Origin of the sequence: Methylobacterium sp. Leaf89, assembly GCF_001422215.1 — a bacterium.
GTDB lineage: Bacteria > Pseudomonadota > Alphaproteobacteria > Rhizobiales > Beijerinckiaceae > Methylobacterium.
Genome location: NZ_LMML01000028.1, coordinates 342,680 through 369,582, shown reverse-complemented (window position 1 = coordinate 369,582; position 26,903 = coordinate 342,680). Strand labels below are relative to the sequence as shown.

Sequence of the window (26,903 nt, the reverse complement as noted above, 5' to 3'; positions counted from 1 at the left end):
GTCAGGCCAGGGCCGACTTGAGGCTGTCGGCCAGATCGACGCGCTCCCACGAGAACCCGCCATCGGCCTCCGGGGCGCGGCCGAAATGGCCGTAGGCGGAGGTGCGGGCGTAGATCGGCTTGTTGAGGCCGAGCTTCGTCCGGATGCCGCGGGGCGACAGGTCGAAGGCGTTCATCAGCACGTCCTCGAGCCGGGCCTCGTCGACCTGGCCGGTCCCGTGGAGGTCGACGTAGATCGAGAGCGGCTTGGCGACGCCGATGGCGTAGGCGAGCTGGATCGTCGCGCGGGTGGCGAGGCCGGCGGCCACCACGTTCTTGGCGAGGTAGCGCGCCGCGTAGGCGGCCGAGCGGTCGACCTTCGTCGGATCCTTGCCCGAGAAGGCGCCGCCGCCGTGGGGCGCCGCGCCGCCGTAGGTGTCGACGATGATCTTGCGGCCGGTGAGGCCGGCATCGCCGTCGGGACCGCCGATCACGAACTTGCCGGTCGGGTTCACGTGCCAGACGGTCTCCTCGGAGACCCAGTTCTGCGGCAGGGCGGCCAGGATGTAGGGCTCGACGATGGCGCGCACGTCGGCCGAGTCGAGGGACTCGTCCAGGTGCTGGGTCGAGAGCACGATCTGCGTGACGCCGACGGGGCGGCCGTTCTCGTAGCGGACGGTGACCTGGCTCTTGGCGTCGGGGCCGAGCTTGGCGGCGTCGCCCTGGCGGGCCTTGCGGGCGTCGGCGAGGTCCTTGAGGATCTTGTGGGCGTAGTAGATCGGCGCCGGCATCAGCTCGGGCGTCTCGTCGGAGGCGTAGCCGAACATGATGCCCTGGTCGCCCGCGCCCTCGTCCTTATTACCGGACGAGTCCACGCCCTGCGCGATGTCCGCCGACTGGGCGTGCAGGTGGATGGCGATGTCGTTGTTCTTCCAGTGGAAGCCCGACTGCTCGTAGCCGATGTCCTTGACCGCCGCGCGGGTCAGCTCGGCGAGATGGTCGAAGGTCACGGAATCGGGACCGCGCACCTCGCCCGCGATGACGATGCGGTTGGTGGTGGCCAGGGTCTCGACGCCGAGGCGGGCCTCCGGCATCGCCGCGAGGTAGGCGTCCACGACGGTGTCGGAGATCCGGTCGCAGACCTTGTCGGGGTGGCCTTCCGAGACGGATTCGCTCGTGAACAGGTAGTTTGAACGCGGCATTGGGGTCCCCATGCTGTGAGCGCCCAAGCTGTCGCGGCGCCGTTCCCGATTGATCAGGCGCGCGTGTCTGGCAGGACGGCCCCGCAGGGTCAAGCCGGAAGACCGGATAAATCCGCCAAAGCGAACGAATCGGACGATAGATCAGTCATCAAGCTGGCGCCCGATCGCCTGGAGGATCGCGGCGAACCGGCGGCGCTCCGGCTCGGGGAAATGTGCGCTCACGTGCTGCACCACGACGTTCGTCAGGCCCAGCCAGGGATTGTCGGCGGCGTAGACCTCCTGGGGCCCCTCGGCGAACCCCGGTCCTGCGTCGCCGCCGGACGGTCCCGCGCCCTCGTGCTCCAGCCCGTCGAAGAAATAGGCGATCGGCACCCCCGTCAGTCGGCTGAAGGTGTCGAGATGGATGGCGCTGATGCGGTTCGTGCCCTTCTCGTACTTCTGCAACTGAGCGGCCGACATCCCGAAGCTCTGGGCGACGCGCTTCTGGGTCAGGGACGCCCTCTTGCGCTGCTCGGCGATTCGCTGCCCCACGTGAACGTCCCGTGCGTCCGTCTTCTGCCCAGCCATCTTGCCCGTCCCACGCTCTGCTGCGAGCCCTTGCAGCGCCAGGGCCTGACCACGTCCGGCCCCTTCGCCCTCAGCGAAGGCTTCGCCGCGGAGACGACCTGCCTTCCGTTCGCCCGGCGGGACGGTATGGCCCCCTCCCGCAGGCGTCAAACCGAACGGGGCCCTGGGGATCACGCGACCGGGCGATCATGTGGACAAGCCGTCCACCCCACATTTCCCGCATCGCGACCGGGCCCGGGCGGCCGGCGTGGTCGAGCCCTGGGGCAGACGGCATCCAGGTGCCGGACGGCGAGATCGCGCCCGCCCATCAACAACCGTCAGATCAAGAAGCGGTCATGCCCAATTTCACGCCTCGAACGGTCAGAGACCTTGACCAATCCTGAAAGAATATGGGGCAAGCCTATATTTCTCGCATCTGAAGGATTTATCGGGCTCCTCGTGATGCAAAACGTATCAGGCAGACCTATACTCTTGTCCCACGGCGCTGCGAAGGCAGCGCATGAAGGGACCTCACGCGTCATGACTATGGGACATCATCAACAGACGGCCACGATTCTGCCCTTTCGCAATCCGCGGGCCTCGGCGGCACAGGGATTACCCGCGATCGGCAAGACGGACGGCGAGGCGAAGGGGCAGCGCCCGTCCCAAGCGGCCTACCACGACAGCGGATATCATCAGGCGGCCATCGAGGAAGCCTCGCGGACCCGCAAGCCCTAGGACGGGCCTTCCGGACCAAGCCTCCATTCGGACACCGGCCCGCCAGCGCGCGCCGATTCGATCCGCACCTGCGGGCGCCGAGCCCAGGCACGCGGGCGTGTACGGGTCGCCCCCTGCCCTTGCGGGGGCATGCCCGGCGCAACGGCCCAAGCCTCCAAGCCCGAGCCTACAAAATTCTGAAGCGAGATCGATGCAATCGCGCGCCGGACACGGCGCGTACGTGGTGGCGTCCCCGGCAGGTCTCGAACCTGCGACCCCAGGTTTCATCCCACTTCGGCTTCCGCCGCCGCGCGCCCGGAGGCGCCCGTTCGTGGTCTGGACTATCCCTTCACCGTAGGCTTCGTCGCCGAACCCCTTAGGTGCCGCCCGTCTAGTCTCTACACCGTCCCGAAGCCCGCGGATGCGGGTGCCGGGCTTGGCTCGGGATTGGCTGCGTGCGCCGGAAGCACACGGTGAGCGTTCCCCGAATTTGAGCGGATCCGCCGCGCGGTTTCCCCTCGCGACGCCCAATTAAGATCTAGGAAACCTGTGCTCTGTCCAGCTGAGCTACGGAGACTCACCGGGGGTGTTCCTAGCATCATCGTCCGGACCCGCCAACCGGGGACGCACGTCTCTGCCGGCCGGTCCGCGAGGCCCAGCCCCGCCGGCCTCCCCTCCCCTTGGGCGGTCGTCTCGCCTGTGGCCATCTTGCCGCAATGCGGCATGAACCGGCCGGCGCGCCGGCCCCCTTCCTTGTCTCTACCCCGTACGGGGCGACAATGGCGGGGGATTCGCACCATCGCCCGGGAGTCGGTTTCGTGACGATCGTACAGCGACGATCGCCCCGCCTGCGGGGAGGACGGCGTCTCGGCTTGGCCGTGGGCGCCGCTCTCGCGCTGCCGAACCCGGCCGGCGCGGGCGCGCCCGAGTGCCGTGAGGCGCCGGCGCGGGCGGAGCGTCTCGCCGGCCTCGGCGTGCGGGGCGAGCTGATCCTCGCGTCCGGCCAACGGGCCGTGCTGGACGGCGTGCGCTGGCCGGACAGGCCGGACCTGGCGTCGGAGGCCGGCGCCTGGCTGCTCGCCCGCAACGGACGCTCCCTGACGCTGGTCGCCCGGGGCGAGAGCGATCGATGGGGCCGGTCCCACGTCGACGCGACGGTGGCCGAGAGCGACGCCGAGGCGGCGACGCCCGATCTCGCGGCCGGGCTGGTGGCCCTCGGCCTCGTCGCGGTCGATGCGGGCGAGCGGGACACCCTGTGCCGGCCGGCTCTCCTGGCGGTCGAGGCCGGGGCGCGACGGCGCGGCCGCGGCCTCTGGGGCCAAGCCGGTCCGGACGTCCGGGACGGCCCGGCCCTGCGCGCCAGACTGGGTCACTTCGTCGTGATGCAGGGCGCGGTGCGGTGGGTCGGCGAGCGCCCGCGCCGCACCTATCTCGACTTCGCAGGCCGGGGCGAGGATGGGCTGACCGTGACCGTGTCGAAACGCACTTGGCGCGTCTTGCAGGAACGTGGTTTGAGTGCGGCCTCCCTGCGCGGGCGAGAGGTCCGGGTCCGGGGGGTGGTCGAGGCGTGGCGCGGCCCGACCCTCGACATCGCGAGTGCCGACATGATCGAAGTTCTGGACGGGGAGCAGGCGCAGCGGCGCTGAACGGCATGGGTTCGATCCTTCGCCTCACGATGGCCGCTCCTTCGCCGGCGGGCCGGCTCCGGCCCGGCCGGCAGGCCGCCGCCTGGCCGCTCCTCGGTCTGCTGCTCTCGGGCTGCATCGGCGACCAGACCGGTGCCGTCGTGCAGAAGGCGGCGCTGGCCGTGCCCCGCGAGGCGCCGCGCACGACGGGGCGCGAGCGCACCGCCTCGGACGCCGACCACGCCAAGCTCGTGGCCTCCTTCGGCGGCGAGTACCGGTCCCCGGCGACGTTGCGTCTCGTCAGCGACGTGACCGACCGCCTCGTCAAGGCGACCGAGCGGCCGGAGGAGACCTACGCGGTCACCCTGCTCGACTCGCCCGTCATCAACGCCTTCGCGCTGCCGAGCGGCCGGCTCTACGTCACCCGGGGCCTGCTGGCACTGGCGAGCGACACCTCCGAGGTGGCCGCCGTCCTCGCCCACGAGATCGCCCACGTCACCTTGCGCCACGCCACGGCGCGCACCGAGCTGGCGCTGCGCTCGCAGCTGGTCAGCAAGGTCGTGGCCGACGTACTCAACGATCCCGTGACGGGCGCCCAGCTCCAGAGCCAGTCGAAATTCGCCCTCGCCCGGTTCTCGCGCGATCAGGAACTCGAGGCCGACAGCGTCGGGGTGCGCACCCTGGCGCGCGCCGGCTACGATCCGTTCGGCGCCGGCCGGTTCCTCACGGCCCTGAGCCGGACCACAGCCCTGAAGACCGGCACCGGCATGGCCGGCGAATCCGATATGCTGGCGACCCATCCGGGCACCACCGAGCGCATCACGCTGGTGACCCGCGCCGCCCGCCTCATCGGTGCCCCCGGCCTCGGGGTCGACGAGCGCGCCCGCTACCTCGCGGCCATCGACGGCATCGCCTACGGCGACAATCCGGGCGACGGCGTCGTGCGCGGGCGCAAGTTCCTCCATCCCGCCCTCGGCATCGCCTTCGAGGTGCCGGAAGGCTTCTCCATCGAGAACACCCGCAACGCGGTCCTGGGCACCACCGGAGAGGGCAGCCGGCGCCTGCTCTTCGATCAGGTCGAGAGCAATCCGGGCCAGGGCCTCGACGAGGTGCTAAAGGCGACCTGGAACGATGTCGTCGAGCCGGGCTCCCTGGAGAACCGGATGGTCGCCGGCTACCCGGCGGCCACGGCCCTGTCCCGCGGCAAGGATTGGACCTTCCGCCTCGCCGTGATCCGGGTAGGCGAGACCACCTTCCGGATGATCATGGCGGCCAAGGGCAGCACCGATCCGGACGGCGCCTTCCGGCGCTGGACCGAGAGCCTGTCCGCGATCGATCCGGCCGAGGCCCGGACCCTGCGGCCCCTGCGCCTCGTGGTGGTGACGGCCGGCGCCGGCGAGACCGTCGAGGCCCTGGCGCAGCGCATGGTGGTCCCGGATAAACCGGTAGAGCGCTTCCTCGTGCTGAACGGCCTGGAGCGCGGCGCCCCCCTCCGGGCGGGCCAGACCTACAAGGTCGTGGTGGAATAGACGCGCCCGGCGAGAAGCACTCGGCAAGACGCGATCAACAAGTCGGGAGCGGCGAGTCGGGAGCGGACTTCGGCGCCGGTCGGTGCCCGGCCGTGTGGGACAGGCTTCCCCGCTCCGGTTTCGCGCACCGTCGAGGCCTCGGCGATCGCGGCGGATCGATCGGCTGCGAGTTCCCTTCCGTGCCACTCTCGGGAATCTCGCCCCGCCGCGGACCACCGGCTCCTCCGCCTCGACCGATGCGCCGAGCGGCTGACCCCGCACATGGTTCACCCTCCATGCGGGGGAGCGCACGCGCGCCGAGACCGCGGGCCAAAACCGCGCGGCGGCGCCGTCCCCGTGCAGAGCCATAATAAATCAGCGCACGCCCCAGTCGTGACCCTTAATAGCTCATAGTCAACACGCGCTTTTGTCTGGGACGTCAGGCGTTGTTCAGGCTATAATTGGACGCAGATCATGCCCGCTGCGCCTGCCCGGTCGGAAGCGGATGAACCCGGAGCCTCCGAGACCTGACATGCTCGCGATCCTGAGCGGCTTCCTCGACCGCACCAGCCTGGCACCACACGGGATCTGCCTGCTGTGGCGGCCGGAGCTGATCTGGACGCATGTCGTCTCGGACGCGATCATCGCCTTCGCCTACTTCACCATCCCGGTGGCCCTCGGGGTCTTCGTGACCCGGCGGCGCGACATCGCCTTCGGATGGATGTTCTGGGCCTTCGCCCTTTTCATCCTCGCCTGCGGCACCACCCATCTCTTCGGAATCTGGACCCTGTGGGTGCCGGACTACGCGGCCGAGGCCGTGATCAAGGCGATCACCGCCGCCGCCTCGATCGTGACGGCGATCCTGCTCTGGGTCCTGCTGCCGCGGGCCCTCGCCCTGCCCTCGCCCGACCAGCTGCGCAGGGCGAATGCCGAGCTGCTGGCGCGGATCGGCGAGCGCGACGCGGCGCTGGCCGCCCTGCACGAGGCCCATGCCGAGCGCGACCGGGCCGAGGAGATGCTGCGCCAGAGCCAGAAGCTGGAGGCCATCGGCGCCCTCACGGGGGGCGTCGCCCACGACTTCAACAACCTGCTCGGCGTCGTCATCAGCAACCTCGACCGGATCGAGCGCTTCCTGCCTCCGGAGAGCGGGGCGCGCCGCTCCCTGAACGGCGCGCTCACGGGGGCCGAGCGCGCCGCGGCCCTGGTGCAGAAGATGCTCGCCTTCGCCCGGCGCCAGCCCCTCCAGCCGGTGCGGGTCGACCCGAACCGGCTGATCCGCGACCTGTCGGAACTCCTGCGCGGGGCCCTCGACACGGTGGAGCGCCCGGAAATGACCCTCGCGCCGCAGGTCTGGCCCGTCTGCGTCGACGCCAACCAACTGGAGAACGCCCTGCTGAACCTCGCGGTGAATGCCCGCGACGCGACCGAAGAGGGCGGACGCACGGTCATCCGCACGCGCAACGTTCCCGCCGCGGAAGCCGAGCAGATCCCCGCCCTGCGCCCCGTCGATCACGTGGCCATCGCGGTCGCGGATAGCGGCCAGGGCATGAGCCCGGAGGTTCTCGCCCGTGCCTTCGAGCCGTTCTTCACCACCAAGGCGGTGGGCGAGGGCACCGGCCTCGGCCTGAGCCAGGTCTTCGGCTTTGCCAAGCAATCCGATGGGCACGTCGTGATTGAAAGTGCACCGGGCCGTGGCACGACGGTATGGATCTACTTGCCTCGGGATCCAACCGAGCTATCGTCCCCTCATCCGAGTGGAGAGGCGTCCCGGCTCGGCCGCACACCACGCCTGGGCTACGCCTGACGGAACGCCACGACGATGAGCGGCTCGGCCAAACCACGCATCCTCATGGTGGAGGACGAGTCTCTGCTACTGGAAGTCATCACGGCCGATCTCGAGGATGCCGGCTTCGCCGTCTTCCAGGCGGCGACCGCCGAGATCGCCCTGAACATCCTGAAGGCGGAAGCGTCCGTCGACATCCTGTTCACCGATATCCGGCTGCCCGGCCTGATGGACGGATGGCAGCTCGCCGAGGCCGCGCGGACCCTGCGTCCCGACCTGCCGGTCATCTACGCCACGGGGTTCTCGCAGACGCCGCCCCGCCTCATCGCGGGCAGCGTGTTCTTCACCAAGCCCTACCGCGCGGCGACGCTGATCAAGGCCATCGAATCCTTCGCGGTCGGGCCGAACGCGTGATCCAGCCCCCCGGCCCCACCCGCCGCGCCGTCGCGGTCGCGGGGCTCGCGGGCGCCGCGGCGCTGACCGCCGTCGGATCCTCCGCGGCCGGGGCGCCCGAGGCGGGGCCCGCGCGGACACGCGCGCTGCGCATCGCGATGCTGCTCTATCCGGGCATGACCGCCCTCGATCTCGTCGGGCCGCAGGCCCTCCTCGCCGGCATCGCCGGAGGCGGGCTGCACCTCGTGGCACGCTCGGCCGGCCCTGTCTCATCGGATACCGGCCTGACCCTCCTGGCCGGGGACAGCTTCGAGACCTGCCCGCGCGACCTCGACGTGCTGTTCGTGCCGGGGGGCGACGGCACGCCCGCGCAGATGCGCGATGCCGACACCCTGGCCTTCCTGCGCGACCGGGCGACGCGCGCCGGCTGGATCACCAGCGTCTGCACCGGCTCGCTGATCCTCGGGGCGGCCGGCCTCCTGCAGGGCTATCGCGCCACCTCGCACTGGTGCGTCCGCGACCGGGTGCTGCCGCGCCTCGGCGCCATTCCGGTGGATGAGCGCGTGGTCTTCGACCGCAACCGCGTCACGGCGGCGGGCGTCTCGGCGGGTCTGGACTTCGCCCTGGCGTTCTGCGCGCGGCTCGCCGGGCCGGAGGCGGCCCGCACGAGCCAGCTCGTGGCCGAATACGCCCCGGCGCCCCCCTTCGTGGCCGGAACGCCGGAAGCGGCCGGCCCCGCCATCACCGCGCGGGCGCGGGCGATCCTCGGCCCACTCATCGACGGTGCGGACGCGGCGGCCGCGGCGATCACGCGCCCGTGACGGGAGCGCGGCCCGAAACCTGCCGGGGCCGCCAATCGCCGTTTGCCACTGCGTTGGGCAAACGCCAAGATCGCCCCTCACGAAGACCACACCCTTGCCATCCTCTTCCGCGCCCGCCCGCAATGCCGGGCGGGTCATCCGCTCCCAACCAGGATAGGACCACCCTATGGCGGCAGGCCTCGCGGGCGACCTCACGCGCACGAAATCGCTGGAACGGCTGAACAGCGACGCGGAGGGCGGCGAGCACAAGCTCGCCCGCACCCTCGGCCCCTGGAGCCTGATCGCCCTCGGCATCGGTGCGGTGATCGGCGCCGGCCTGTTCTCCCTGACCGGCATCGCGGCGGCCGAGCATGCGGGCCCCGCGGTGGTGATCTCCTTCGCCATCGCCTCGATCGCCTGCGCCTTCGCGGGCATGTGCTACAGCGAACTCGCCGGCATGATCCCGGTGGCGGGCTCGGCCTATACCTACGCCTACGCCACCATGGGCGAGTTCGTGGCCTGGATCATCGGCTGGGACCTCGTGCTCGAATACGCGGTCGGCGCGGCCACGGTCTCGGTGAGCTGGTCCAGCTACGTCACGCGCTTCCTGCGCGACACCCTCGGGATCAACCTGCCCCCGAGCCTCGTCCACTCCCCCTTCGAGACCTACGCCCTCGCCGACGGCACCACGGCCCACGGCCTCGTCAACCTGCCGGCGATCTTCATCATCGTGGCGGCCTCCGCCCTGCTGATGATCGGCATCCGGGAATCGGCCCGGGTCAACGCCGTGGTGGTGTTGATCAAGCTCGCCGTGGTGGCGGTCGTGATCGGGGTCGGGCTGTTCTACATCAAGGCGCAGAACTACGTGCCGTTCATCCCCGAGAACACCGGCACCTTCGGCGAGTACGGCTGGAGCGGGATCATGCGGGGCGCCGGCGTGGTGTTCTTCGCCTATGTGGGCTTCGACGCGGTCTCGACGGCCGCGCAGGAGGCCAAGAATCCCCAGCGCAACATGATGATCGGCATCCTGGGGTCGCTCGCCATCTGCACGGTGATCTACATCGCCTTCGCGGGGGTGCTCACCGGCCTCGTGCACTACGACCAGATGAAGGGCGACGCCGCCCCGGTGAACACCGCCATCGGCCAGACGCCGTTCCTGTGGCTGCGCAGCCTCGTGACGCTCGGCGTGATCGCGGGCTTCTCCACCGTCATCCTGGTGCTGCTGCTCGGCCAGAGCCGGGTGTTCTACTCCATGAGCCAGGACCGGCTGCTGCCGGGCTTCTTCTCCAAGATCCACCCGGCCTGGAAGACGCCCTACCGCTCGAACCTGTTCTTCATGGTGTTCACCAGCGCGCTGGGCGGCTTCCTGCCGATCTCCCAGCTCGGCCACATGACGAGCATCGGCACGCTGCTGGCCTTCATCCTGGTCTGCATCGGCGTCATCATCCTGCGCCGGACCCAGCCGGATGCGCGCCGCGACTACCGCACGCCCCTGGTCCCCCTGGTGCCGATCCTGGGCATCCTCAGCTGCTTTGCCATGATGGTCTCGCTCGACGGGGAGACCTGGCTGCGCCTGCTGGTCTGGCTCGCCATCGGCCTCGTCATCTACTTCGCCTGGAGCCGGCGCCACAGCCGCGTCGGGCGGGAGGAAGCGGCCTGATCGAGCCGGCAGGTCCCGCCCCGTTCGGGCGAGGGACCCTGCGCCTCAGGCGGTGCGCGCCAGGGCCAGGGTGGGCGCGCTGCACACCGGCTCGCCCACGGCCACGGTCTGGCGCTCACGGGCGATGAAGGCGGTGGGCATCGCCGCCTGCATGTCGGCCTCGACGCTGCGCAGCATCGCGTCGGTGTGGCAGGGATGCAGGTGGATGATGGCGAGGGCCTTCACGCCAGCGGCCTGCGCCAGTTCCACGCCCTTCTGCCAGGTCGAGTGGCCCCAGCCCCGGCAGACCGGATACTCGCCCTCGGTGAACATGCCGTCATAGACCACGAGGTCGGCGTCCCGCACGAAGTCCTTCAGGGCCGCGTCCGGCCACGGATCGCTGTGCTCGATGTCGCTGATCACGCAGAGCCGCCGGCCCGCATGCTCGAAGCGGTAGCCCACCGAGCCCTGCGGATGGTTGAGCAGGATCGTGTCGACGGTGGCGCCGTCGGGGAAGGTCAGCCGCTCGCCGGCCTTGAAGCCGTGATGGGCGAGCCGGCAGGGAATGATGTCGAGGGTGACGGGAAACAGCGGCGGCGCGAACAGCCGGTCGAGGGCCGCGGCGGCGCTCTCCCCGTCGAGATTGCCGCAATAGGTGTTGAGGGTCCGCTCCGGGTCCAGCACCACGGGTTTGAAGAACGGCAGACCGGCGGTGTGGTCGAGGTGCAGGTGGCTGAAGAGGAGGTCGATCTCCTTGGGCATCGCATCGCGGTGATGGCGGCCGCAGGCATTCAGTCCCGAACCCGCATCGAGGAGGAACAGCCGCTCGCCGCACCGGATCTCGAGACAGGGCGTGCTGCCACCGAACTCGATGTAATCCGGGCCGCTGACGGGCGTCGAACCGCGTACACCCCAGAAGGTCAGGGTGAGGCCGTCATCCGCGAAGGGACGGGAGGAGAAGGTCATCGTTCGATTACCATATGCCCCGATCCCAATCTGGATCGGGTGCCCTTCGTCGCACCGGCGCGATCCAATCCTCGCGGGTCGGCGGTAGGCGGGTGCCGGGATCGAAGTGGAACTGCTCTGAGGTAGTAAGCCGCCCCTCCCCCCGATGTGCGAGCCCGCACATGGCTGGGCGGCGAGGCATCCGGCCCGGAACTTCGCCGGCGAACTGTGTCGACCCGGCCACCGGCCCACTCACCGCTGCGCCAGGACGTCGAGGGTGCCCCGGGCCGGACCGGGCACCGGCAGGGTGCCCGACAGGCCGAAGCGAACCAGGCGCGGCCAGGCGACAGGATAAGCCTCCGTCCCGAGGGCGGCGGTCGCCAGGGGCGCGAAGAGCGGCGCCATGCGCTCATAAGCCGGGACGAAGCCCGGCATCCGGGTTCGCGAGAGCGGCGAGTCCGGCGCGATCCAGCGCGACCACACCGCCTCGGCCACGGGGACCGGGCGTGGCCGGGCCGCGATGACCACCACCTCCTGGCCCGCATACGCGAGGGCTTCCGGCCGGCTCACGTCGCCGAGGGAGGCCCCCTTGGCGGCGAGCGCCGCCCAGAACGGATGCTGCGCCCCGTCGGAATAGGTGGTGCGCACGGCCGCGCTCCCCTCCTCCACCAAGGTGGCGATGCGCGCCTCCTCGGCCCCGCGATAGGCGACGACTTGGACCTCCTTGGCCGGATCCTTCGCGGGGGCGAAGGCGTAGCGACCGCCGACCACGCTGACGGCCGGCTCCTCGCCGAGGGCGTCGAATCGATCGGCGCCCTCCTTGAGCTGGCGCCAGAAATCGATGTTCGGATCGGCCCGGTGCCGGGCCATGTTCGCGGCCGTCATCCGGAACGGGAAGGACTGGAACTGGAAGGCGGATTGACCGCCGGCGAAGGCCTCCCGGGCGATGGCGTAGATCTCGCCCACCACCTGGTCCGTCATGGCAAAGCAGCCCATCGACGAGCAGACCCCGTGCACCATCACGGCCGAACCGGTGGAGCCGTGGGCCCGGTCATAGGCATTGGGGTAGCCGACGTCGAAGGAGAGGTAGTAGCGCGAATTCGGGTTCATCTGGCGCTGCGGCACCGTGTAGAACCCCTCGGGGGTCTGGCGGTCGCCGCTCTTGCGCTTGGGGCCAAGCTGGCCCGACCAGCGGCAGATCGGGAAGGTCTTCACGTGGACGAAGCGACCGCTGCCGGCCCGCTTCCAGACCTCGATCTCGGATTCCTTCTTGTAGGCCCGGAACAGCACCGGGGCCGCCGCCGTGGTGCCCCGCGCCTGCATGAGGGCCAGGGTGGCGGCCGGAATCGGCGCGAAGGCCTTGGACGGCTCGGCCGCGGCCGGCGACGCCGCCATCACGGCGCCGAGGGCCAGGATCGGCGTCGCGAGAGCGAGAAGGGCCGACGCCGCACGGCGGAGCGGGCCCCGGGACAGGAAGACCATGCGTGGTCCTGAAGAGCGACCCGTCCGCTGGCGGGCGGACGCCCGTGCACGATGCACGCCCTCCTGCCTATCGCATCCCAATGGGGCGGCAATAGGGGAAGGCCCCGGAAAGCCGGAGAAGTCCCGGGTTCTCACCCGCGATCAGGCGGCCAGCACCGTGTTGCGCTCGATGCGCAGCACCGCGTCGAAGGGCTCGACCCCGGCCAGGGCCTCGGCATCCGGCAGGCAGACGATGAGTCCGCGGCCGGCCCGGGCCGCCCGCAGGGCCGCCAGACGGGCGCGGATCTCGTCGCCCTTCCGGTCCTCCAGGGCGATGGCGATGACGACGATGTCCGGCCGGCGCACGAGGCAGCGGGCGAGGTCGATGGCGATGCGCTCGCGCGGGCCGATGGCGTTCTCGCCGAGGCTGGCGCCGCCCCCGGCGAGGCCGGGCTCGACCCGGCTCTCGAGGCCGAGGCGGTAGACGGCCGGTTCCAGGCCCTCGTCGGCGAGCACCCGGCGCACCAGGGCCCGCACCCGGGCCTCGGCGCCGGCCTCCTCGCCGTTGATGCGGCCGAACAGGATGTTCTCCTCCAGACTCGCGGCGGCGGTGAGCCGGGCCGGATCGTAGAACTCGACCGTTCCCCGCAGGTTGGCGGGCATCAGGCGTGCGAAGGAGCGGCGGGCCTCCACCAGCCGCTCCTCGAAGGCGGCGTCGATGAGGCCGAAGCGATGCCGCGTCTCGCTGTAGCGCAGGGCGAGGCCGATCAGGCGCTTGCGGTCGCGCTGGCCGGCCGGGCCGCGGCGCCAGCCCTTGGCCTCGGGCTGGCGGCCGACGAGATCCTCGAAGAAGCCCCGCTCGGCGGCCGGGAACAGCGAGAACGTCTCGAACAGCGGATGATCGTCGGGCAGGTCGGCGAAGATCTCCACGAGGCTGCGGGCGACCTGGAGACCGATCTCCGTGAGAGGGCGACTGAGGCCCTCCGCCTCCAGGACGGCGCGGAGATACGGGTGCGCCGCGATGTGGTCGGATGCGAAGGCCGGCCCCACCGCCTCGCCGAAGAGGATGTTCTCGCCCACCGTGGCTTGGTGGTTGTAGCGGGCCGGATCGAAGGGCTCCACCAGGCGGCCGGCCTTGTCGGCGGCGAGCGCCTCGCGGACCGCGTGGCGGGCGGCCACCACGGCACGGGCGATCTCCGGCTCGGCCGCCGGATCGACCGTGCCCTCCAGGCCGCGTGCATACGCGAAGGCGTCGAGGCCGGTGATCCGCAGGGTGGCGATGAGGTCGTCGGGATCGGGGGTCCCGGAGGCGCCGTAGAGGATGTTCTGGCGCAGGGACCCTTCGATGAGAATGGCCTCGGCCCCCGCCAGGGCGATGCGCCGGGCCCGCTCCTCCGGCTCGAAGGCGCGCAGGTCGATGCCGCCGTAGGTGACCGCGCCGGCGGAGGGTTCGAGCTGCCCGGCCAGGATCGCGGCGAGCACCCGGCTGCCGCTGCCGCGCTCGCCCAGGATGGCGACGTGGCCGGGCATCGGCAGGGCGGCGTCGACGCCGGCCAGCCGCTCGCCGGTGGCGGGATCGTAGGCCCCGACCCCCTGAGCCACCAGGGCGCCCGCCTCCGGCAGGGCCGTCACCGTGCCGGGGCGGGCCGGGGCACGGCCCTCCAGGGCCGGCACGGCGACGGCGACGTCGCGGAACGGGCCGGCGAGGATGCGATGCAGGCTCGCCATCCGCAGGGTCACGGTGAGGGCGACCACCGCGAGGGCGAAACCACCGGCGGCGGCCAGCAGCGCCCCGGGCTCCACCGGCTCGGTGGTGCCGTCGTGGCCGCGCCACAGCGCCACCGCCACGACGATCGCGGGCAGCAGGATCGCCAGCGCCATGGAGGGCGCGCGGGCATAGGCCAGGGCGGATTCCGAGGCCGCGAGGGCGTCGCGGGTGCTGGCGCCCTTGGCCGCGAGGCGCTCGCGCTCGAAGGCGCCGGCCCCGTGCGCCCGCACCGCCGGCATGCGGCGGATCAGGTCGGCGAGAGCCCGCCCGGCGGCCCCGCCGGCCCGGAGGCGCAGGGCGGCCCGGTCCTGCATCCGCCGCTGGATCAGCGCCCGGGCGAGGCCGGCGGCCAGGAGCCCGGCGGCGACCGTGACCACGAGGCGCGGCGCAGCGAGGCCGGCGAGGACCAGGGCGAGGACGGTGCCGCCGACCGCCAGCGCCGGGACCAGGATCGCCAGGCCGAACAGCGTGTCGAGGCGGGCGAGGAGGTCTCCCATGGCCTGGGCCAGGGCGCGGGCCTCGTCGCGGGCGCCGGGCGGCGCGCGCAGGATCGCCTCGGTGACCCGCCCCTGCAGGGCGGCCACCGTCCGGGTCTGGGCATGGAAGCACAGGCGCGCCACGGCCCAGCCGAGACCGGCCGAGGCGAGGGCCGCCGCCGCGAGCCCCAGGAAGGCCGCGCGCACGAGTTCGCCATGGGGCAGGATCCAGCCCGCGAAGGCCACGAAGGGTCCCTCGGCGGCGGGACGCCAGGGCAGGGCCGCGGCGATCCGCAGGAACGGTCCCGTGGGATTGGTGTCGTGCACCTGCACGCCGACGAGATCCCGCAGGCACAGGAGTGCGAGCAGCGCGAGGGGTCCGCCGAGACCGAGCGCCAGCCCGACCGCGGCGGCATGCTCCCGCCGCGCGGTCCGCCAGGTGAAGGCGATCGGATCGCGGTCCATCGGCACCCTGTCCACGACGCCCCGGAAAGGGGCCCGGGGAGCGGCTTAGAGGATCGTCCCCGGCGGCGAAAGCGCGGGGGCGCACCTCGGCGGGCCGGACCGCCCTTCTCCGCTGCCCTTCTCCGCCGCCGTTCCCGATCATCGCCCGGCGCGACGCCGGCGGCGCGGACCCAGCGCGCACTCCGGACGTTTCAGGCGGATTAGCGGCTCCCGCGGGCGGGAAAATCCTCTAGAGTGGGTCGCTCGGCACCCCCAGGGGTCCGCCGCCCCGCAACGTCCTCCCTCCGTCCCTCGCGAAGTCCCCCGAACCTCCATGTGCGAACTGCTCGGCATGAGCGCGAACGTGCCCACGGATATCCGCTTCTCCTTCGCCGCCCTGGCGCGGCGCGGGGGCGAGACCGGCCCGCATGCCGACGGCTGGGGCATCAGCTTCTACGAGGGACGCGGCGCCCGCGCCTTCCACGAGCCGGAACCGAGCGCGCAGTCGGAGCTCGCCCGGCTCTTGCGCCGGACGCCGATCAAGAGCCGCATCGTCATCGCCCACGTGCGCAAGGCCAATCGCGGCCGGGTCAACCTCGAGAACACCCATCCCTTCAGCCGCGAATTGTGGGGCCGACGCTGGACCTTCGCGCACAATGGCCAGCTCAAGGGCGTGAAGAAGTGGCCCCTGACCTGGTTCAAGCCGGTCGGTTCCACGGACAGCGAGCACGCCTTCTGCTGGATGCTCGACCAGCTCCAGCAGCGCTGGCCCGACCTGCCGAGCCCGGCCCGCATCGACCGGGCCGTGGCGGACCTGTGCGCGGCCCTGCACGGCCTCGGCGTCTTCAACATGCTGCTGTCGGACAGCCGCACCCTCTACGCCCATTGCGGCAAGCGCCTGTGCTACCTGACCCGCCGTGCCCCCTTCGGCACCGCGACCCTGGTGGACGAGGACTGGCGGGTCGATTTCGCGCAGGAGACCGGCGCGAAGGATGTCGTCACGGTGATCGCCACGAAGGCCCTCACCCGCGACGAGTGCTGGACCGACGTGGAGCGCGGCCACGTGCTCTCCCTGCGCGACGGCGTGGTGCGCACCCTCAAGCCGGCCAATGCCCCGGGAGGCTCGTCCAAGGGGGCCTCCGCCAAGGCGATCCCGCGCCCGGACCGGGTCCCGTCCCCCTGCGGCTGTTGATGCGGCGCGGCGCAGAACCGCCACGGTTGTCCGGCGGGATGCGTGGCCGGCCCAGATGCGCTACAACGCCCGACATCAGTTGACCACGCGGGTGCTTCTCGGACGCCTCGGGCCGACACGAAACCTGACCGCCCCAGATTACGACGAGCCATGACACGCGACGTGACCGACACCGCCCCCGACGCCCTGTCGGCCTCTGCCGATGGCCGGCCGAACCTGTCCTCGAACATCCGGACCCATCTGGGCGAGCACCTGCGCACGGTCTACGACCGCCTGCCCGCGGACGAACAGCCGACCCGCTTCGCCGAACTCATCGCGCAGCTGGAGGCCGCCCTGAAGGCGCGCGGCGAGGCGATCGAGCCCGAGTTCCGCAACGGCCTGCTGGCGGCCGTGCCGTCCCTGCGCGCCTTCGCCCTGTCGCTGACGAGCAACCCGGCCCGCTCCGACGACCTCGTGCAGGACACCCTGCTGAAGGGCTGGCAGCACCGCGCCCGCTTCCAGCCGGGCACCAACCTGAACGCCTGGCTGTTCACGATCCTGCGCAACATCTTCTACTCGGACCACCGCAAGCGCGTGCGCGAGGTCGAGGACCAGGACGGCTCCTACGCCGCCCGCCTCGCCACCGCCCCGCACCAGGGCGACCGCCTCGACGTCGAGGACCTGCAGACGGCTCTGGGCAAGCTGCCGCCGGACCAGCGCGAGGCGCTGGTGCTCGTCGGCGCCGAGGGCGTCTCCTACGAGGAGGCCGCGGCCATCATGGGCTGCAAGGTCGGCACCGTGAAGAGCCGCGTCAGCCGGGCCCGCGGGCGCCTCGCCGAGCTCCTGGGCTACGACGAGGAGGACCTGAGCTCGGATCGGCTGATCCAGTCGGCCATGCCCAAGGAAGCCTGATCCCGCCCGGGGAAGTCCGATTCCGGCGGCTCGCGACCGCCGGCCCGTAAGGGGTCCGGCCGTGGCCGCCGGCGCGGCGGACAAGGCCCTCCGCTCCGTTCGGTCCCGGAACTTTCGACGCATCCCTTCCGGGAGTTGGACGTTACTGCCCTGAACCCGGCAGCGCTTCACAGCGTCGCGGGATCCTCGTTCAGGAGCTTCACGATGAACTTCAAGACCCTTCTCGCCGCTTCCGCGATCGCCCTCAGCCTGCCCGTGGCCGCCCAGGCGCAGGGCCTGGTACGCGGCGCCGAGCGCGGCGCCCAAGAGGGTGCGGATGCGGCCGGCCCGGTCGGAGCGATCGTCGGCGGCGCGGTCGGTGCGGCGACCGGCACGGTCGGCGGCATCCTCGGCGTCGATGACCGTCCCCGCTTCCGTCAGTACGTCACCCGCGAGCGTCGCTCGTCCTACGACTACAACGGCGACGTCCGCGTCGGCGCCGTGCTGCCGAACTCGGGCGTGACCTATTACGATGTCCCCGCCGAGTACAACGCCCGCGGCGCCCGCTACACCATCGTCAACGAGCGTCCGGTGCTGGTCGACCGCAGCCACCGCATCGTCGAAGTGATCGACTAAGGATTTCCGCCGCGCCCTCGGCGCGGGGATTGATCGAGGCCTCCGGCGACGCCCTCGCCGGAGGCCTTTTTCCGTTCGGACCAGTTCATCCCCGCCCTCCCCCGGTGGCCTTCGGACGATGACCGGTGCAACACTTGACGATCTCGGCCGTTACTCTTCCCGGTACGCGTCGCGTGGGTACGAATTTGTCGATGGACGCGAGGGATACCCAGACAATGGCAGACGATTCCACGCTCGACCCGGCCCTTCCCGAGCCGGTCCGCGATCATCTCGGCCAACAGCTGCGGACGGTGTTCACCACTGGCGAGACCGTCCCGGACTATCTCGGCGATCCGGCCGCCCCGGAGGCTTTCGCCCCCCAGCTGAAGCGGCTCGAGGTGCGGCTGAAGACCCACGAGGAGGGCACGGTCGCGGTCGAGCAGGCCCTCGAGGGTCTGCTCGGCGACCTCGGGGCTGCCCCGAAGCCCGACGAAGCCCCCTAGATCGTCAGACCCTCGGCCTGGTCGCCAGGATGTCGCGGATCTCGGAGAGCAGCTTCACGTCGGCCGGAACTTCGGCCACGGCCTCGGGCTTGGCCTCCTCCTTGCTCACGAGGCGGTTCATCGCCCGGATCACGAGGAACAGCACGAAGGCCACGATGAGGAAGTTCAGCGCCACGGTGATGAACTGGCCGTAGCCGATCACCGCGCCCTGCTTCTTCGCGTCGACATAGGCCGCGCCCTTCTGCACGCTGGATGACAGCGCGATGTAGTAGTTCGAGAAGTCGAGACCGCCGGTGATCGCGCCGATCATCGGCATGAACAGGTCCTGCACCGCCGAGGTCACGATGGCTCCGAAGGCGGCACCGATGATCACGCCGACGGCGAGGTCGACGACGTTGCCGCGCAACGCGAACTTCTTGAACTCCTCGAGCATCGACCCGCCCCCGCATGCTTCGTGCCCGGACGAAGCTTCCGGGCCGCGATCAACTTAGACGATGACAACCCGGGAGCGACAGCGCCCTGCGTCAGCTGTCCACGGCCCGATCGTGGGCCGGCCTCGCCCGTTCGGAGAGATCGTCGGCCGCAGCGAGCGCGGCGGAGCCCTGTCCCTCCGCCTTGGCGCGGCGGCGATACTGCGCCGCCCCGATCGGCAGGGTGATGAGGTAGCCGAGCGCCAGCGCCACCATCGCCTCGAACGGGAAGCTGATGAACAGGCCGAAGGCCGCCACCACCACGAGGAAGATCGGCAGCACCCAGTCCCGGGGCACGCGCTTGCCCATGGTCTTGCCCGAGAAGGTCGGCACGGTGGAGACCACCAGCAGGGCGATGCAGAGCATGTAGCCGAGCACTACGGGGGCCGCCCAGTGCTCCATCGGCAGGCCGAGGAAGTTGAGGTAGAGCGGCAGCATCGCGGTGAGCGCCCCGGCGGGTGCCGGCATGCCGACGAAGAAGTCCTTCTTCCAGGCCGGGCGGTTGGGATCGTCCAGCATCGCGTTGAAGCGGGCGAGCCGCAGCGCCATGGCGATGGCGAAGATCAGCGCGACGATCCAGCCGACCGAGCGCAGCTCCTTCAGGGCGAACCCGTACAGGATCAGCGCCGGCGCACAGCCGAAATTGACGAAGTCCGCCAGGGAGTCGAGCTCCGCCCCGAAGCGCGAGGTGCCCTTGAGCATCCGGGCCACGCGTCCGTCGATGCCGTCGAGGAAGGCGGCGGCCACGATGGAGATCACCGCGGGCTCGAACTTGCCCTCGAAGGCCAAGCGGATCGCCGTCAGCCCGAGGCAGAGCGCCATCAGGGTGATCATGTTCGGTGCGATCATCCGGAACGGCACCGGCTTGAATCGGCGCGGCCGGGGCTCGTTGGCATCGGGGGCGAAGGGCGGGAACAGGTCGTCCATGGGAACCCCTCAGATGCGCCGGAACGTGCGCTCGGGCCCGCCGCCGAGATCGGCGAGCACGGTCTCGCCCGCCACGGCCTTCTGGCCGAGGCCGACGAGCACGCGAGTGCCGACCGGAAGGTAGACGTCGACGCGCGAGCCGAAGCGGATGAGGCCGAAGCGCTCGCCGACGTTCAGAGTGTCGTTGGCGTGGACCCAGCCGACGATGCGGCGCGCCACCAGCCCGGCGATCTGCACCACGCCGATGCGCAAGGGCGCGCCCTTGTGGGTCGTCTCCATGACGAGGCCGTTGCGCTCGTTGTCGTCGCTGGCCTTGTCGAGCTCGGCGTTGAGGAACAGGCCCGGCGTGTAGTGGATCTGCCCGATCCGACCCGTCACCGGCACGCGATTCACGTGGCAGTCGAACACGTTCATGAAGACCGAGATGCGCAGCATCGGCTCCTGCGGCAGGTCGAGCTCCGGCGGGGGCAGCACCGTCGAGATGAGGTTCACCCGCCCGTCCGCCGGCGAGACCACGAGGCCGTCGCCCACGGGAGTGATCCGCTCGGGGTCGCGGAAGAAGTAGCAGACCCACAGGGTCAGGATCAGGAAGATCCAGCCGAGGAACTGCGCGAAGTAAGCGCCGATCACCGTCAGCACGATGCCGATGACGATGAAGGGATAGCCCTCCTTGTGGATCGGCACGAGCGTCCGGCGAATCGTCTCGAGGAGATCGGTCATGGGTGTTTCGGACTGCTTTCGTCTGGTGGGCGCCCCCGGAAGGCTCCCTGGGCAGGGGCCCCCTCATAAGGCACGGAGCGGCGTCCGTCATACGGTTTCGGATCAGGGACGCGCGAGGCATCCCATCGCGGTTTCGGATCAGGGACGCGCGAGGCCCCGCCGGCAAACCGGGAACGGGTGTCAGCCATCGGCCTGGACGAGGGGCGGCAGGCGCGCCAGCCGCAGGGCGATCGCCAGCGCGAGGCCGTAGAGGGTCGCGAAGAACGCCACCACGCCGACCCAGCCCGCATGGGCGAAGAACCAGCCCCCGGCGGTGCCGAGCACCGAGGAGCCGAGATAGTACAGGCACAGGTAGATCGACGAGGCCTGGGCCCGGTCGCGCAGGGCCCGGCGCCCGACCCAGCTGCTGGCCACGGAATGCGCGCCGAAGAAGCCCACGGTGACGAGGACGATGCCGAGGATGATCAGGCCGAGATGGGCGGAGAGCGTCAGGGTCACGCCCGCGAGGCCCAGGAGGATAGCGAGCCACAGCACCTTGCGCCGCCCGAGCCGGCTCGCGATCTCGCCGGTCAGCGCCGAGGAGACGGTCCCGAACAGGTAGACGACGAAGATCGCCCCGATGGCGCTCTGGCTGAGGGAGAAGGGCGGATCGAGCAGGCGAAAGCCGATGTAGTTGTAGATGCAGACGAAGCCGCCCATCAGCAGGAACGCTTCGGCGAACAACCAGGGCAGACCGGGATCGCGGAAGTGCTGACCGAAGGTGCCCGGCACCTCGCGCCAGCGCATCCGGTTCGCCCGGAAGCGCCGCGAATCCGGCAGCAGGTAGACGAAGGCGATGGCGGCGAGGAGCGCCAGCACGCCGATGGTGCCGAGGCCCCAGCGCCAGGAGGCATGGTCGGCGATGATGCCGGTGAGCAGGCGACCGACCATGCCGCCCGCCGCGTTCCCGCCGATGAGCAGCCCCATCGAGAGGCCGATGGCACGCCCGTGCATCTCCTCGCCGAGATAGGCCATCGCCACGGCCGGCAGGCCGGAGGCGGCGAGCCCCGTGAGCGCGCGCAGGGCGAGGAAGCCGTGCCAGCTCGGCACCAGGACCGCGACGATGGTGAGGAGCGCCGAGGCGAACAGCGAGGCCACCATGATGGGCTTGCGGCCCCAGACCTCCGAGAGGGGGCTGACCACCAGGAGCGCGATCGCCAGCATGGCGCAGGGCAGCGACAGGGCGAGGCTGCTCTCGGCCGGAGAGACTGCGAAGTCGTCGGCGAAGATGGGCAGCAGCGGCTGCACGCCGTAGAGCACCGCGAAGGTGGAGAACCCGGCGGCCCCCAGCGCGATGGCGGTGCGGCGGAAGGCCGGGGTTCCGGCCTCGATCAACCGCTCGCTCGCCTCGTCCATGAATGCTCCTGCGGAGTCGGCCCGGAAGCCGTGACACGCCGCAGCGGATGATCTCGCCCGGCCACCGGCCCCTCGCGAACGGGAGCCGAAGGCAGCGGAGCCCCGAGGGCCCGCGCTGCCGAGGCGGGTATATAGGCCGGGCCGACGATGGGGAAACCGCACCGGCGCCCGCCATGGCAGCCGGCGCCGGATGTCCCCGAGGCCGCCCGGTGCCCTCGGAGGCACTGGTCGGGCTGCTCAGGCTGCCCGGACGGTGGCGAGGAAGCGGGCGACCTCGGCGCCGAGATGCTCGGACTGGCGCGAGAGTTCGCTGGCGGAGGACAGCACCTGGGCGGCCGCGGCGCCGGTCTCCTCGGCGGCCCCCGCCACGCTCACGATGTTGGAGGTCACCAGTTCGGTGCCGACCGCCGCCTGCGAGACGTTGCGGACGATCTCCCGGGTGGCCGCCCCCTGCTCCTCCACCGCCACCGCGACGGTGGTCGACACGCCGCTGATCTCCCGGATGCGGTCGGTGATGCTGCCGATGGCCGAGACCGCCTGTCCGGTCGAGCCCTGGATCTGACCGATCTGGGTTCCGATCTCCTCGGTGGCCCGGGCGGTCTGGTTGGCGAGCTCCTTGACCTCCGCCGCCACCACCGCGAAGCCGCGGCCCGCCTCGCCCGCGCGGGCCGCCTCGATGGTGGCGTTGAGGGCCAGAAGGTTGGTCTGGCCCGCGATGGTCGAGATCATCGCCACCACGTCGCCGATCCTGGTCGCGGCCGTGCTGAGATTCTGCACCAGGGTGGCCGTCCGCTCCGCTTCGACCACGGCGCGTTGCGCGAGCTGGGCCGAGCCGTCGACCTGGCGTCCGATCTCCTGCACGGACGAGCCGAGCTCCTCGGTGGCCGCCGCCACGGTGTTGACGTTGGAGGCGGCCTCCTCCGCGGCGGCGGCCACGGTGGTGGATTGGCTGGCGGTCTCGGTCGCGGTGCCGGCCATGCTCTGGGCCGTGGCCTGAAGCTCCGTGGCGGCGCTGGTCACCCGGGTGATGATGCCGCTCACGGCCGTCTCGAAATGATCGGCCATCTGGTGCATCCCCAGCCGGCGCCGCTCCTCCGCCGCCAAGTCGCTTGTCTTCTGCTGCTGGCGGAGGGTCTCGGTCTCCAGGAGGTTGTCGCGGAAGACCGAAAGGGCCGAGGCCATCGCGCCGATCTCGTTGCGGCGGCCGGAATAGGGGATGTCCCGCGCCAGATCGCCCCCCGCGACCGCCTGCATCGCACCGGTGATCCGAGCGATCGGACGCGTCACGCCGAAGAGGACGAACACCGCGCCGCAAACGCCGATCAGGAGCGAAACGCCGCCCACCGCGACCGTGAGCCTGAAGGCGTTCGCGTAGTCGATCTTCGAGGCGGCCTCCGCCGCGGCGGCCCCATGGTCGTTGTAGGCGACATCGTCGTCGATGACCTTCATCAGTTCCATGTAAGCCGGCCGCGTCATCTCGAACGCGTCGACCATCGCGCTCTGGTCACCAGCCCTGAACGAGGCCAGAAACCCGCCGCGGACCTCGTCATACGCGGCGTAGCGCTTGGCGATGTCTTCGGCGATCACCCGTTCCTCAGGGGCGGCGATGTACGACCGATGAGCCTTCAGGGCGGTTTCGACCGCTTTCTCGCGCGCCGCGTTGAGCGTTTCGAGCGAAGCCGCCGAATCCCGACCCATGACATAGCGCGCATCGACAAGCCGTAGATTCGTCAACGTGAACTTGATCTCGCCCAAGCTCCGCACGCTCGGCATCCATACCGTAGAGATTTGCGTGGAATTCGCCCGGATTTTCTCCAAGCTCTTCATCGCTATCCCGCCCTGAACCACCAGGGCGGCGATGACAGAACCGATGATCGAAATCAATATCCACTTCAGCTTGATCGACATTGCTTGGTAAGAGCGCCTAAAATGCTGTCGTTTCTGCGGCGATCAGAACACAACAGGCCCGAAAGACGATCTAGACTGTAGATTGATCGATTAAAGATTTGATAATCCGGACCCCGGTCACGGTCGAAATTCATGGCCGGTGCCCGCCTGGATTCCACGCGGCGGTTCGAGGCGATCCGTGTCGCCGTCCTGTCGGCTCGCGGAGCGCCGTTTCCGGGGGGAACGCGCCGGCAGGCGAGCGGCCGAACGGCGACAGGGCGGAACCGCTCCAGTCCCGTGCCCCCGCGGCCTGCCTGGGCAGGACCGTTCGACGTCCGGCCGGTGCAACGGGGCGGTGACGCGACCCGCGCGCCGGGCCCCAGGCTCATGACGGACCGGATCGCGACCGGTGGACCGTCGCAGCGACGCGGGAGCACATCGGGAATGCGATCCTGCCGGCCACGCGCAGGAACGACAGGCTGGGACGAACCCATGCGTCCCGGGTGTCTGCGTTGACCGATCGACGACCAGGGTCGATCGGGCCCGTCAGGCGACCCACGCAGCCTTCTCGCCGTCACCGGTCCGTCGAAGGTCGGCAAGCGACGGGCGCGCAGCGGGCAACCGGCGGCTTGTCGCCCGCCGGTCGCCGAACTTATCGCCTCAGCGCGGCGGCGGCGGCGCCTCGCTTTGCTGCTGGATCAGCGGCGTGATGCGGCGGACGGTCACCCGCCGGTTCTCGCGCGAGGCGCTCTGCGTGTTCACCTTCAGGTTCTGCTCGCCATAGCCCTGCGTGGTCAGGTTCTCGGGCGGCACCTGGAAGTTCTGCGTCAGCACCGTGGCCACCGACTGCGCGCGGCGGTCGGAGAGCGAGAGGTTGTCGATGTCGGCCCCCACCGCGTCGGTGTAGCCTTCGATCAGGAACACCTCCTGCGGATTGGCCTTGATCGCCCGGTTCATCGCCGACGCGATGGTGGCGAGGCGGGCGGCCTGGTCCGGCGTCACCGTGAACGAGCCGGTGTCGAAGTTGATCGTATCGATGTCGACGCTGCGCATGCGGGCGCGCAACTGCGGGCTGTAGCGGACCTGATCGAGGGTGTAGCGCCGGTCCACCGCCACCACCGGCGGGGCCGACAGGGCCTCGTAGACGGCGCCCTCGTCCGCCCCCTCGTAATCGACCACGTAGCGATTGCGCGGGATGCGGATGTCCGGCGGCGGCAACTCGACGACGTCCTCGTAGATCGGCCGCGCGACGCCACCGCCGAAGCTGTTGTCGATGATGACGACCTCGCGTCCGTCGCGGAAGCGGCGGGACCGGCGCACGAGACGGCCGTCATCGTCCACGATGGTGACGATCTGCTCGCCGCCCGGCCGGTCGAGATACGTGATGGTATCGCCGCCGCGACGCTCGCTGCGATAGGCCCGCCGGTCGAGATCGCGGAAGCGCTCGTTCTCGTCGTGGCGGATGAAGTAGGTGTCGCGGTCACGCACGATGATGCGGCCGGGCTCGCGGATATAGGTCCGGCCCCCTTCCGAGAACTCGCGGCGGTCGCGGCGTACCTGATCGTAGTCGCGGACATCGTCATCGTCCCGGAAGCCGCCCGGGACGTAACCCGGCCGCCCCGGCGCATTGAAGCCGCTGCGCGCGTCGCGGCGCTCGAAGGCGTCACGCCGCTCGCGGTCCTCGCGGCGGTCATCGATGCCGCGATCCTCGCGGCGGGCGTCGATGCCGCGATCCTCGCGGCGGGCGTCGATGCCGCGATCGTCGCGGCGCGCATCGCCGGGCCGGAGATCGGGTCGGCCCGCGTCGTCGCGGCCGGGGCCGTTCCGATCGGGGCCGTCGCGGCGCAGGTCGCGGGTCCCGGACTCCCTGGCAGCCGGATCTCTCGCATCCCGACCGCCCGGGATCGGTCCGTCCCGATCCGGCCGGGCGTCGGCCGGGTTGGCACCCGCACCCGGACGGCCGTCGGGACGCGGCGCGTCCGGATTCGGGGCACCGGGCGGGACGAACGGACGTCCCGGGACGCCGGGCCGCGCATTGGGCGCCGCGGCGCCGGGCTGGCCAGGCTGCGGAGTCGGGGAAGCCGGCTGGCCCGGGGCACGCGGCTCGCCGGGGGCATTCGGACGGCCCGGCTGGGCTGCGCCCGGCACGTTCGGATTGACGGGGTTGGCCGGCTTGCGGATCTCGGGTGCGTTCGGCGCCGGGGCCTGCGCCGGAGCGGGGGCTTGTGCAGCAGGCGGGGCTTGTGCAGCAGGCGGGGCTTGGCGCGGCTGCGCGGGCGCCGGACGGTTCGGCTCGGGCGCGGCGGGACGCTCGGGCGTGTTCGGCCGGTCGGGGGTGCGCTCCCGGGCGGCCGGCGGGGGCGACGGACGCTCCGTGGGCCCATCGGCACCGGGGGCACGACGCTGCGGCGCCTGATCCCGGTCCGGACCGGGGCCACGCTCCTCGCGGGCGGGACGCTCCTGGCGCGGCTCCGGGCGATCCGGACGGGCGGCGGGACGCTCGGCCGGCGACGCGGCCGGCACACGCTCCTGGCGCTCCGGACGGGACTCGGGTCGTTCTTGACGGGGCTCAGGGCGCTCCTGGCGCGGCTCGGGGCGGGCGGCCGGCCGCTCTGGACGCGGCTCGGGCCGCTCCTGGCGAGGCTCCGGCCGCTCCTGGCGGGGCTCGGGCCGCTCCTGGCGGGGCTCGGGGCGGGCAGCCGGCCGTTCCTGGCGCGGCTCGGGGCGCTCCTGCCGCGGCTCCGGTCGTTCACGTCCGCCGCCGGGCGGACCGCCCCGCGGACCTTCGGCACCCCCACCCCGGGGGCCCTCGCCCCGCGGCCCCTCGCCCGGCCCGGCTTGGGCCAGCAGGATGGTGCCACCCGATGCGGAGTCCGGCCGGGCCAGGCTGGGGCCGGACAGGAGCAGGGCAGGCAGAACCGTGCCGGTCAGGAGAAGGTGGCGGATGCTCCGCATCGAAGGTCACTCACGTCGTTGATGAGGCCTTCGGAACAGAATGCGAGCGGGATGGTTCCCGTTTTTTGGCCGCGCGGCGCCGAC

Annotated in this window: 21 protein-coding genes; 10 read left to right on the top strand and 11 right to left on the bottom strand. The window is 71.2% G+C overall.

What is annotated here, in order from left to right:
* Position 1 precedes the first annotated feature (1 nt).
* Together metK and ASF18_RS12935 are read right to left on the bottom strand one after the other, a co-directional pair.
* Entirely contained in the window at positions 2-1,180 is a 1,179-nt protein-coding gene (gene metK / locus ASF18_RS12940; RefSeq protein WP_056276071.1) for a methionine adenosyltransferase, read from the bottom strand.
* A 141-nt stretch (positions 1,181-1,321) separates the two neighbouring features.
* The gene (locus ASF18_RS12935) at positions 1,322-1,747 is read right to left on the bottom strand and encodes a helix-turn-helix transcriptional regulator (RefSeq protein ID WP_056276073.1); all 426 of its coding nucleotides are present in this window, start codon (positions 1,745-1,747) and stop codon (positions 1,322-1,324) included.
* A gap of 1,514 nt (positions 1,748-3,261) precedes the next feature.
* Between ASF18_RS12935 and ASF18_RS12925 the strand changes: the two genes are divergently transcribed.
* From ASF18_RS12925 to ASF18_RS12900, 6 genes are all read left to right on the top strand, one after another.
* Entirely contained in the window at positions 3,262-4,089 is an 828-nt protein-coding gene (locus ASF18_RS12925; protein WP_082487582.1) for a DNA-binding protein, read from the top strand.
* A 5-nt stretch (positions 4,090-4,094) separates the two neighbouring features.
* The gene (locus tag ASF18_RS12920; RefSeq protein WP_082487481.1) at positions 4,095-5,597 is read left to right on the top strand and encodes a M48 family metalloprotease; all 1,503 of its coding nucleotides are present in this window, start codon (positions 4,095-4,097) and stop codon (positions 5,595-5,597) included.
* A 511-nt stretch (positions 5,598-6,108) separates the two neighbouring features.
* Positions 6,109-7,380, top strand: coding sequence for an ATP-binding protein (locus ASF18_RS12915; RefSeq protein ID WP_056352081.1), 1,272 nt, complete (start codon positions 6,109-6,111; stop codon positions 7,378-7,380).
* A 15-nt stretch (positions 7,381-7,395) separates the two neighbouring features.
* Positions 7,396-7,773: a response regulator gene (locus ASF18_RS12910; protein WP_056211718.1), complete on the top strand. Its 378-nt coding sequence runs from the start codon at positions 7,396-7,398 to the stop codon at positions 7,771-7,773.
* A 137-nt stretch (positions 7,774-7,910) separates the two neighbouring features.
* Positions 7,911-8,573 (top strand): DJ-1/PfpI family protein, encoded by a 663-nt coding sequence (locus ASF18_RS12905; protein WP_056352808.1) that lies wholly within the window; start codon positions 7,911-7,913, stop codon positions 8,571-8,573.
* Between the two features lie 166 nt (positions 8,574-8,739).
* Positions 8,740-10,212, top strand: a complete 1,473-nt coding sequence (locus ASF18_RS12900) for an amino acid permease (protein WP_056211717.1) — start codon at positions 8,740-8,742, stop codon at positions 10,210-10,212.
* A 45-nt stretch (positions 10,213-10,257) separates the two neighbouring features.
* Here ASF18_RS12900 and ASF18_RS12895 read toward each other — a convergent pair whose 3' ends face one another.
* The 3 genes from ASF18_RS12895 to ASF18_RS12885 form a co-directional block, all read right to left on the bottom strand.
* Positions 10,258-11,157 carry an MBL fold metallo-hydrolase gene (locus ASF18_RS12895; protein ID WP_056276078.1) on the bottom strand — a complete coding sequence of 300 codons (900 nt, stop codon included), beginning with the start codon at positions 11,155-11,157 and terminating at the stop codon, positions 10,258-10,260.
* Between the two features lie 231 nt (positions 11,158-11,388).
* Positions 11,389-12,531 carry a murein L,D-transpeptidase family protein gene (locus ASF18_RS12890; protein ID WP_056352807.1) on the bottom strand — a complete coding sequence of 381 codons (1,143 nt, stop codon included), beginning with the start codon at positions 12,529-12,531 and terminating at the stop codon, positions 11,389-11,391.
* Between the two features lie 228 nt (positions 12,532-12,759).
* Positions 12,760-15,306 carry an ABC transporter transmembrane domain-containing protein gene (locus tag ASF18_RS12885; RefSeq protein WP_056352078.1) on the bottom strand — a complete coding sequence of 849 codons (2,547 nt, stop codon included), beginning with the start codon at positions 15,304-15,306 and terminating at the stop codon, positions 12,760-12,762.
* Between the two features lie 313 nt (positions 15,307-15,619).
* Between ASF18_RS12885 and ASF18_RS12880 the strand changes: the two genes are divergently transcribed.
* The 4 genes from ASF18_RS12880 to ASF18_RS12865 all read left to right on the top strand — a co-directional run bounded on the left by ASF18_RS12880 (position 15,620) and on the right by ASF18_RS12865 (position 18,465).
* On the top strand, positions 15,620-16,477 hold the full coding sequence (locus ASF18_RS12880; protein WP_056352076.1) for a class II glutamine amidotransferase: 858 nt from the start codon (positions 15,620-15,622) through the stop codon (positions 16,475-16,477).
* Positions 16,478-16,627: 150 nt separating this feature from the next.
* Positions 16,628-17,368: a sigma-70 family RNA polymerase sigma factor gene (locus tag ASF18_RS12875; RefSeq protein ID WP_056211709.1), complete on the top strand. Its 741-nt coding sequence runs from the start codon at positions 16,628-16,630 to the stop codon at positions 17,366-17,368.
* Positions 17,369-17,572: 204 nt separating this feature from the next.
* On the top strand, positions 17,573-17,983 hold the full coding sequence (locus ASF18_RS12870) for a DUF1236 domain-containing protein (RefSeq protein WP_056211707.1): 411 nt from the start codon (positions 17,573-17,575) through the stop codon (positions 17,981-17,983).
* A gap of 215 nt (positions 17,984-18,198) precedes the next feature.
* Complete coding sequence (locus ASF18_RS12865; protein WP_200917582.1) at positions 18,199-18,465, top strand: hypothetical protein; 267 nt, start codon at positions 18,199-18,201, stop codon at positions 18,463-18,465.
* Positions 18,466-18,469: 4 nt separating this feature from the next.
* Here the strand turns inward: ASF18_RS12865 and mscL are convergent, their stop codons facing one another.
* From mscL to ASF18_RS12835, 6 genes are all read right to left on the bottom strand, one after another.
* Positions 18,470-18,898 carry a large conductance mechanosensitive channel protein MscL gene (gene mscL / locus ASF18_RS12860; RefSeq protein WP_056211704.1) on the bottom strand — a complete coding sequence of 143 codons (429 nt, stop codon included), beginning with the start codon at positions 18,896-18,898 and terminating at the stop codon, positions 18,470-18,472.
* A 91-nt stretch (positions 18,899-18,989) separates the two neighbouring features.
* On the bottom strand, positions 18,990-19,862 hold the full coding sequence (locus ASF18_RS12855) for a phosphatidylcholine/phosphatidylserine synthase (RefSeq protein WP_056211702.1): 873 nt from the start codon (positions 19,860-19,862) through the stop codon (positions 18,990-18,992).
* Positions 19,863-19,871: 9 nt separating this feature from the next.
* Positions 19,872-20,582, bottom strand: a complete 711-nt coding sequence (locus tag ASF18_RS12850) for a phosphatidylserine decarboxylase (RefSeq protein ID WP_056211700.1) — start codon at positions 20,580-20,582, stop codon at positions 19,872-19,874.
* Positions 20,583-20,762: 180 nt separating this feature from the next.
* Positions 20,763-21,977: an MFS transporter gene (locus ASF18_RS12845; RefSeq protein WP_056211698.1), complete on the bottom strand. Its 1,215-nt coding sequence runs from the start codon at positions 21,975-21,977 to the stop codon at positions 20,763-20,765.
* 237 nt (positions 21,978-22,214) lie between these two features.
* The gene (locus ASF18_RS12840; protein ID WP_056352073.1) at positions 22,215-23,885 is read right to left on the bottom strand and encodes a methyl-accepting chemotaxis protein; all 1,671 of its coding nucleotides are present in this window, start codon (positions 23,883-23,885) and stop codon (positions 22,215-22,217) included.
* A gap of 639 nt (positions 23,886-24,524) precedes the next feature.
* The gene (locus ASF18_RS12835; RefSeq protein WP_056352070.1) at positions 24,525-26,819 is read right to left on the bottom strand and encodes an OmpA family protein; all 2,295 of its coding nucleotides are present in this window, start codon (positions 26,817-26,819) and stop codon (positions 24,525-24,527) included.
* Between the last annotated feature and the right edge of the window lie 84 nt (positions 26,820-26,903).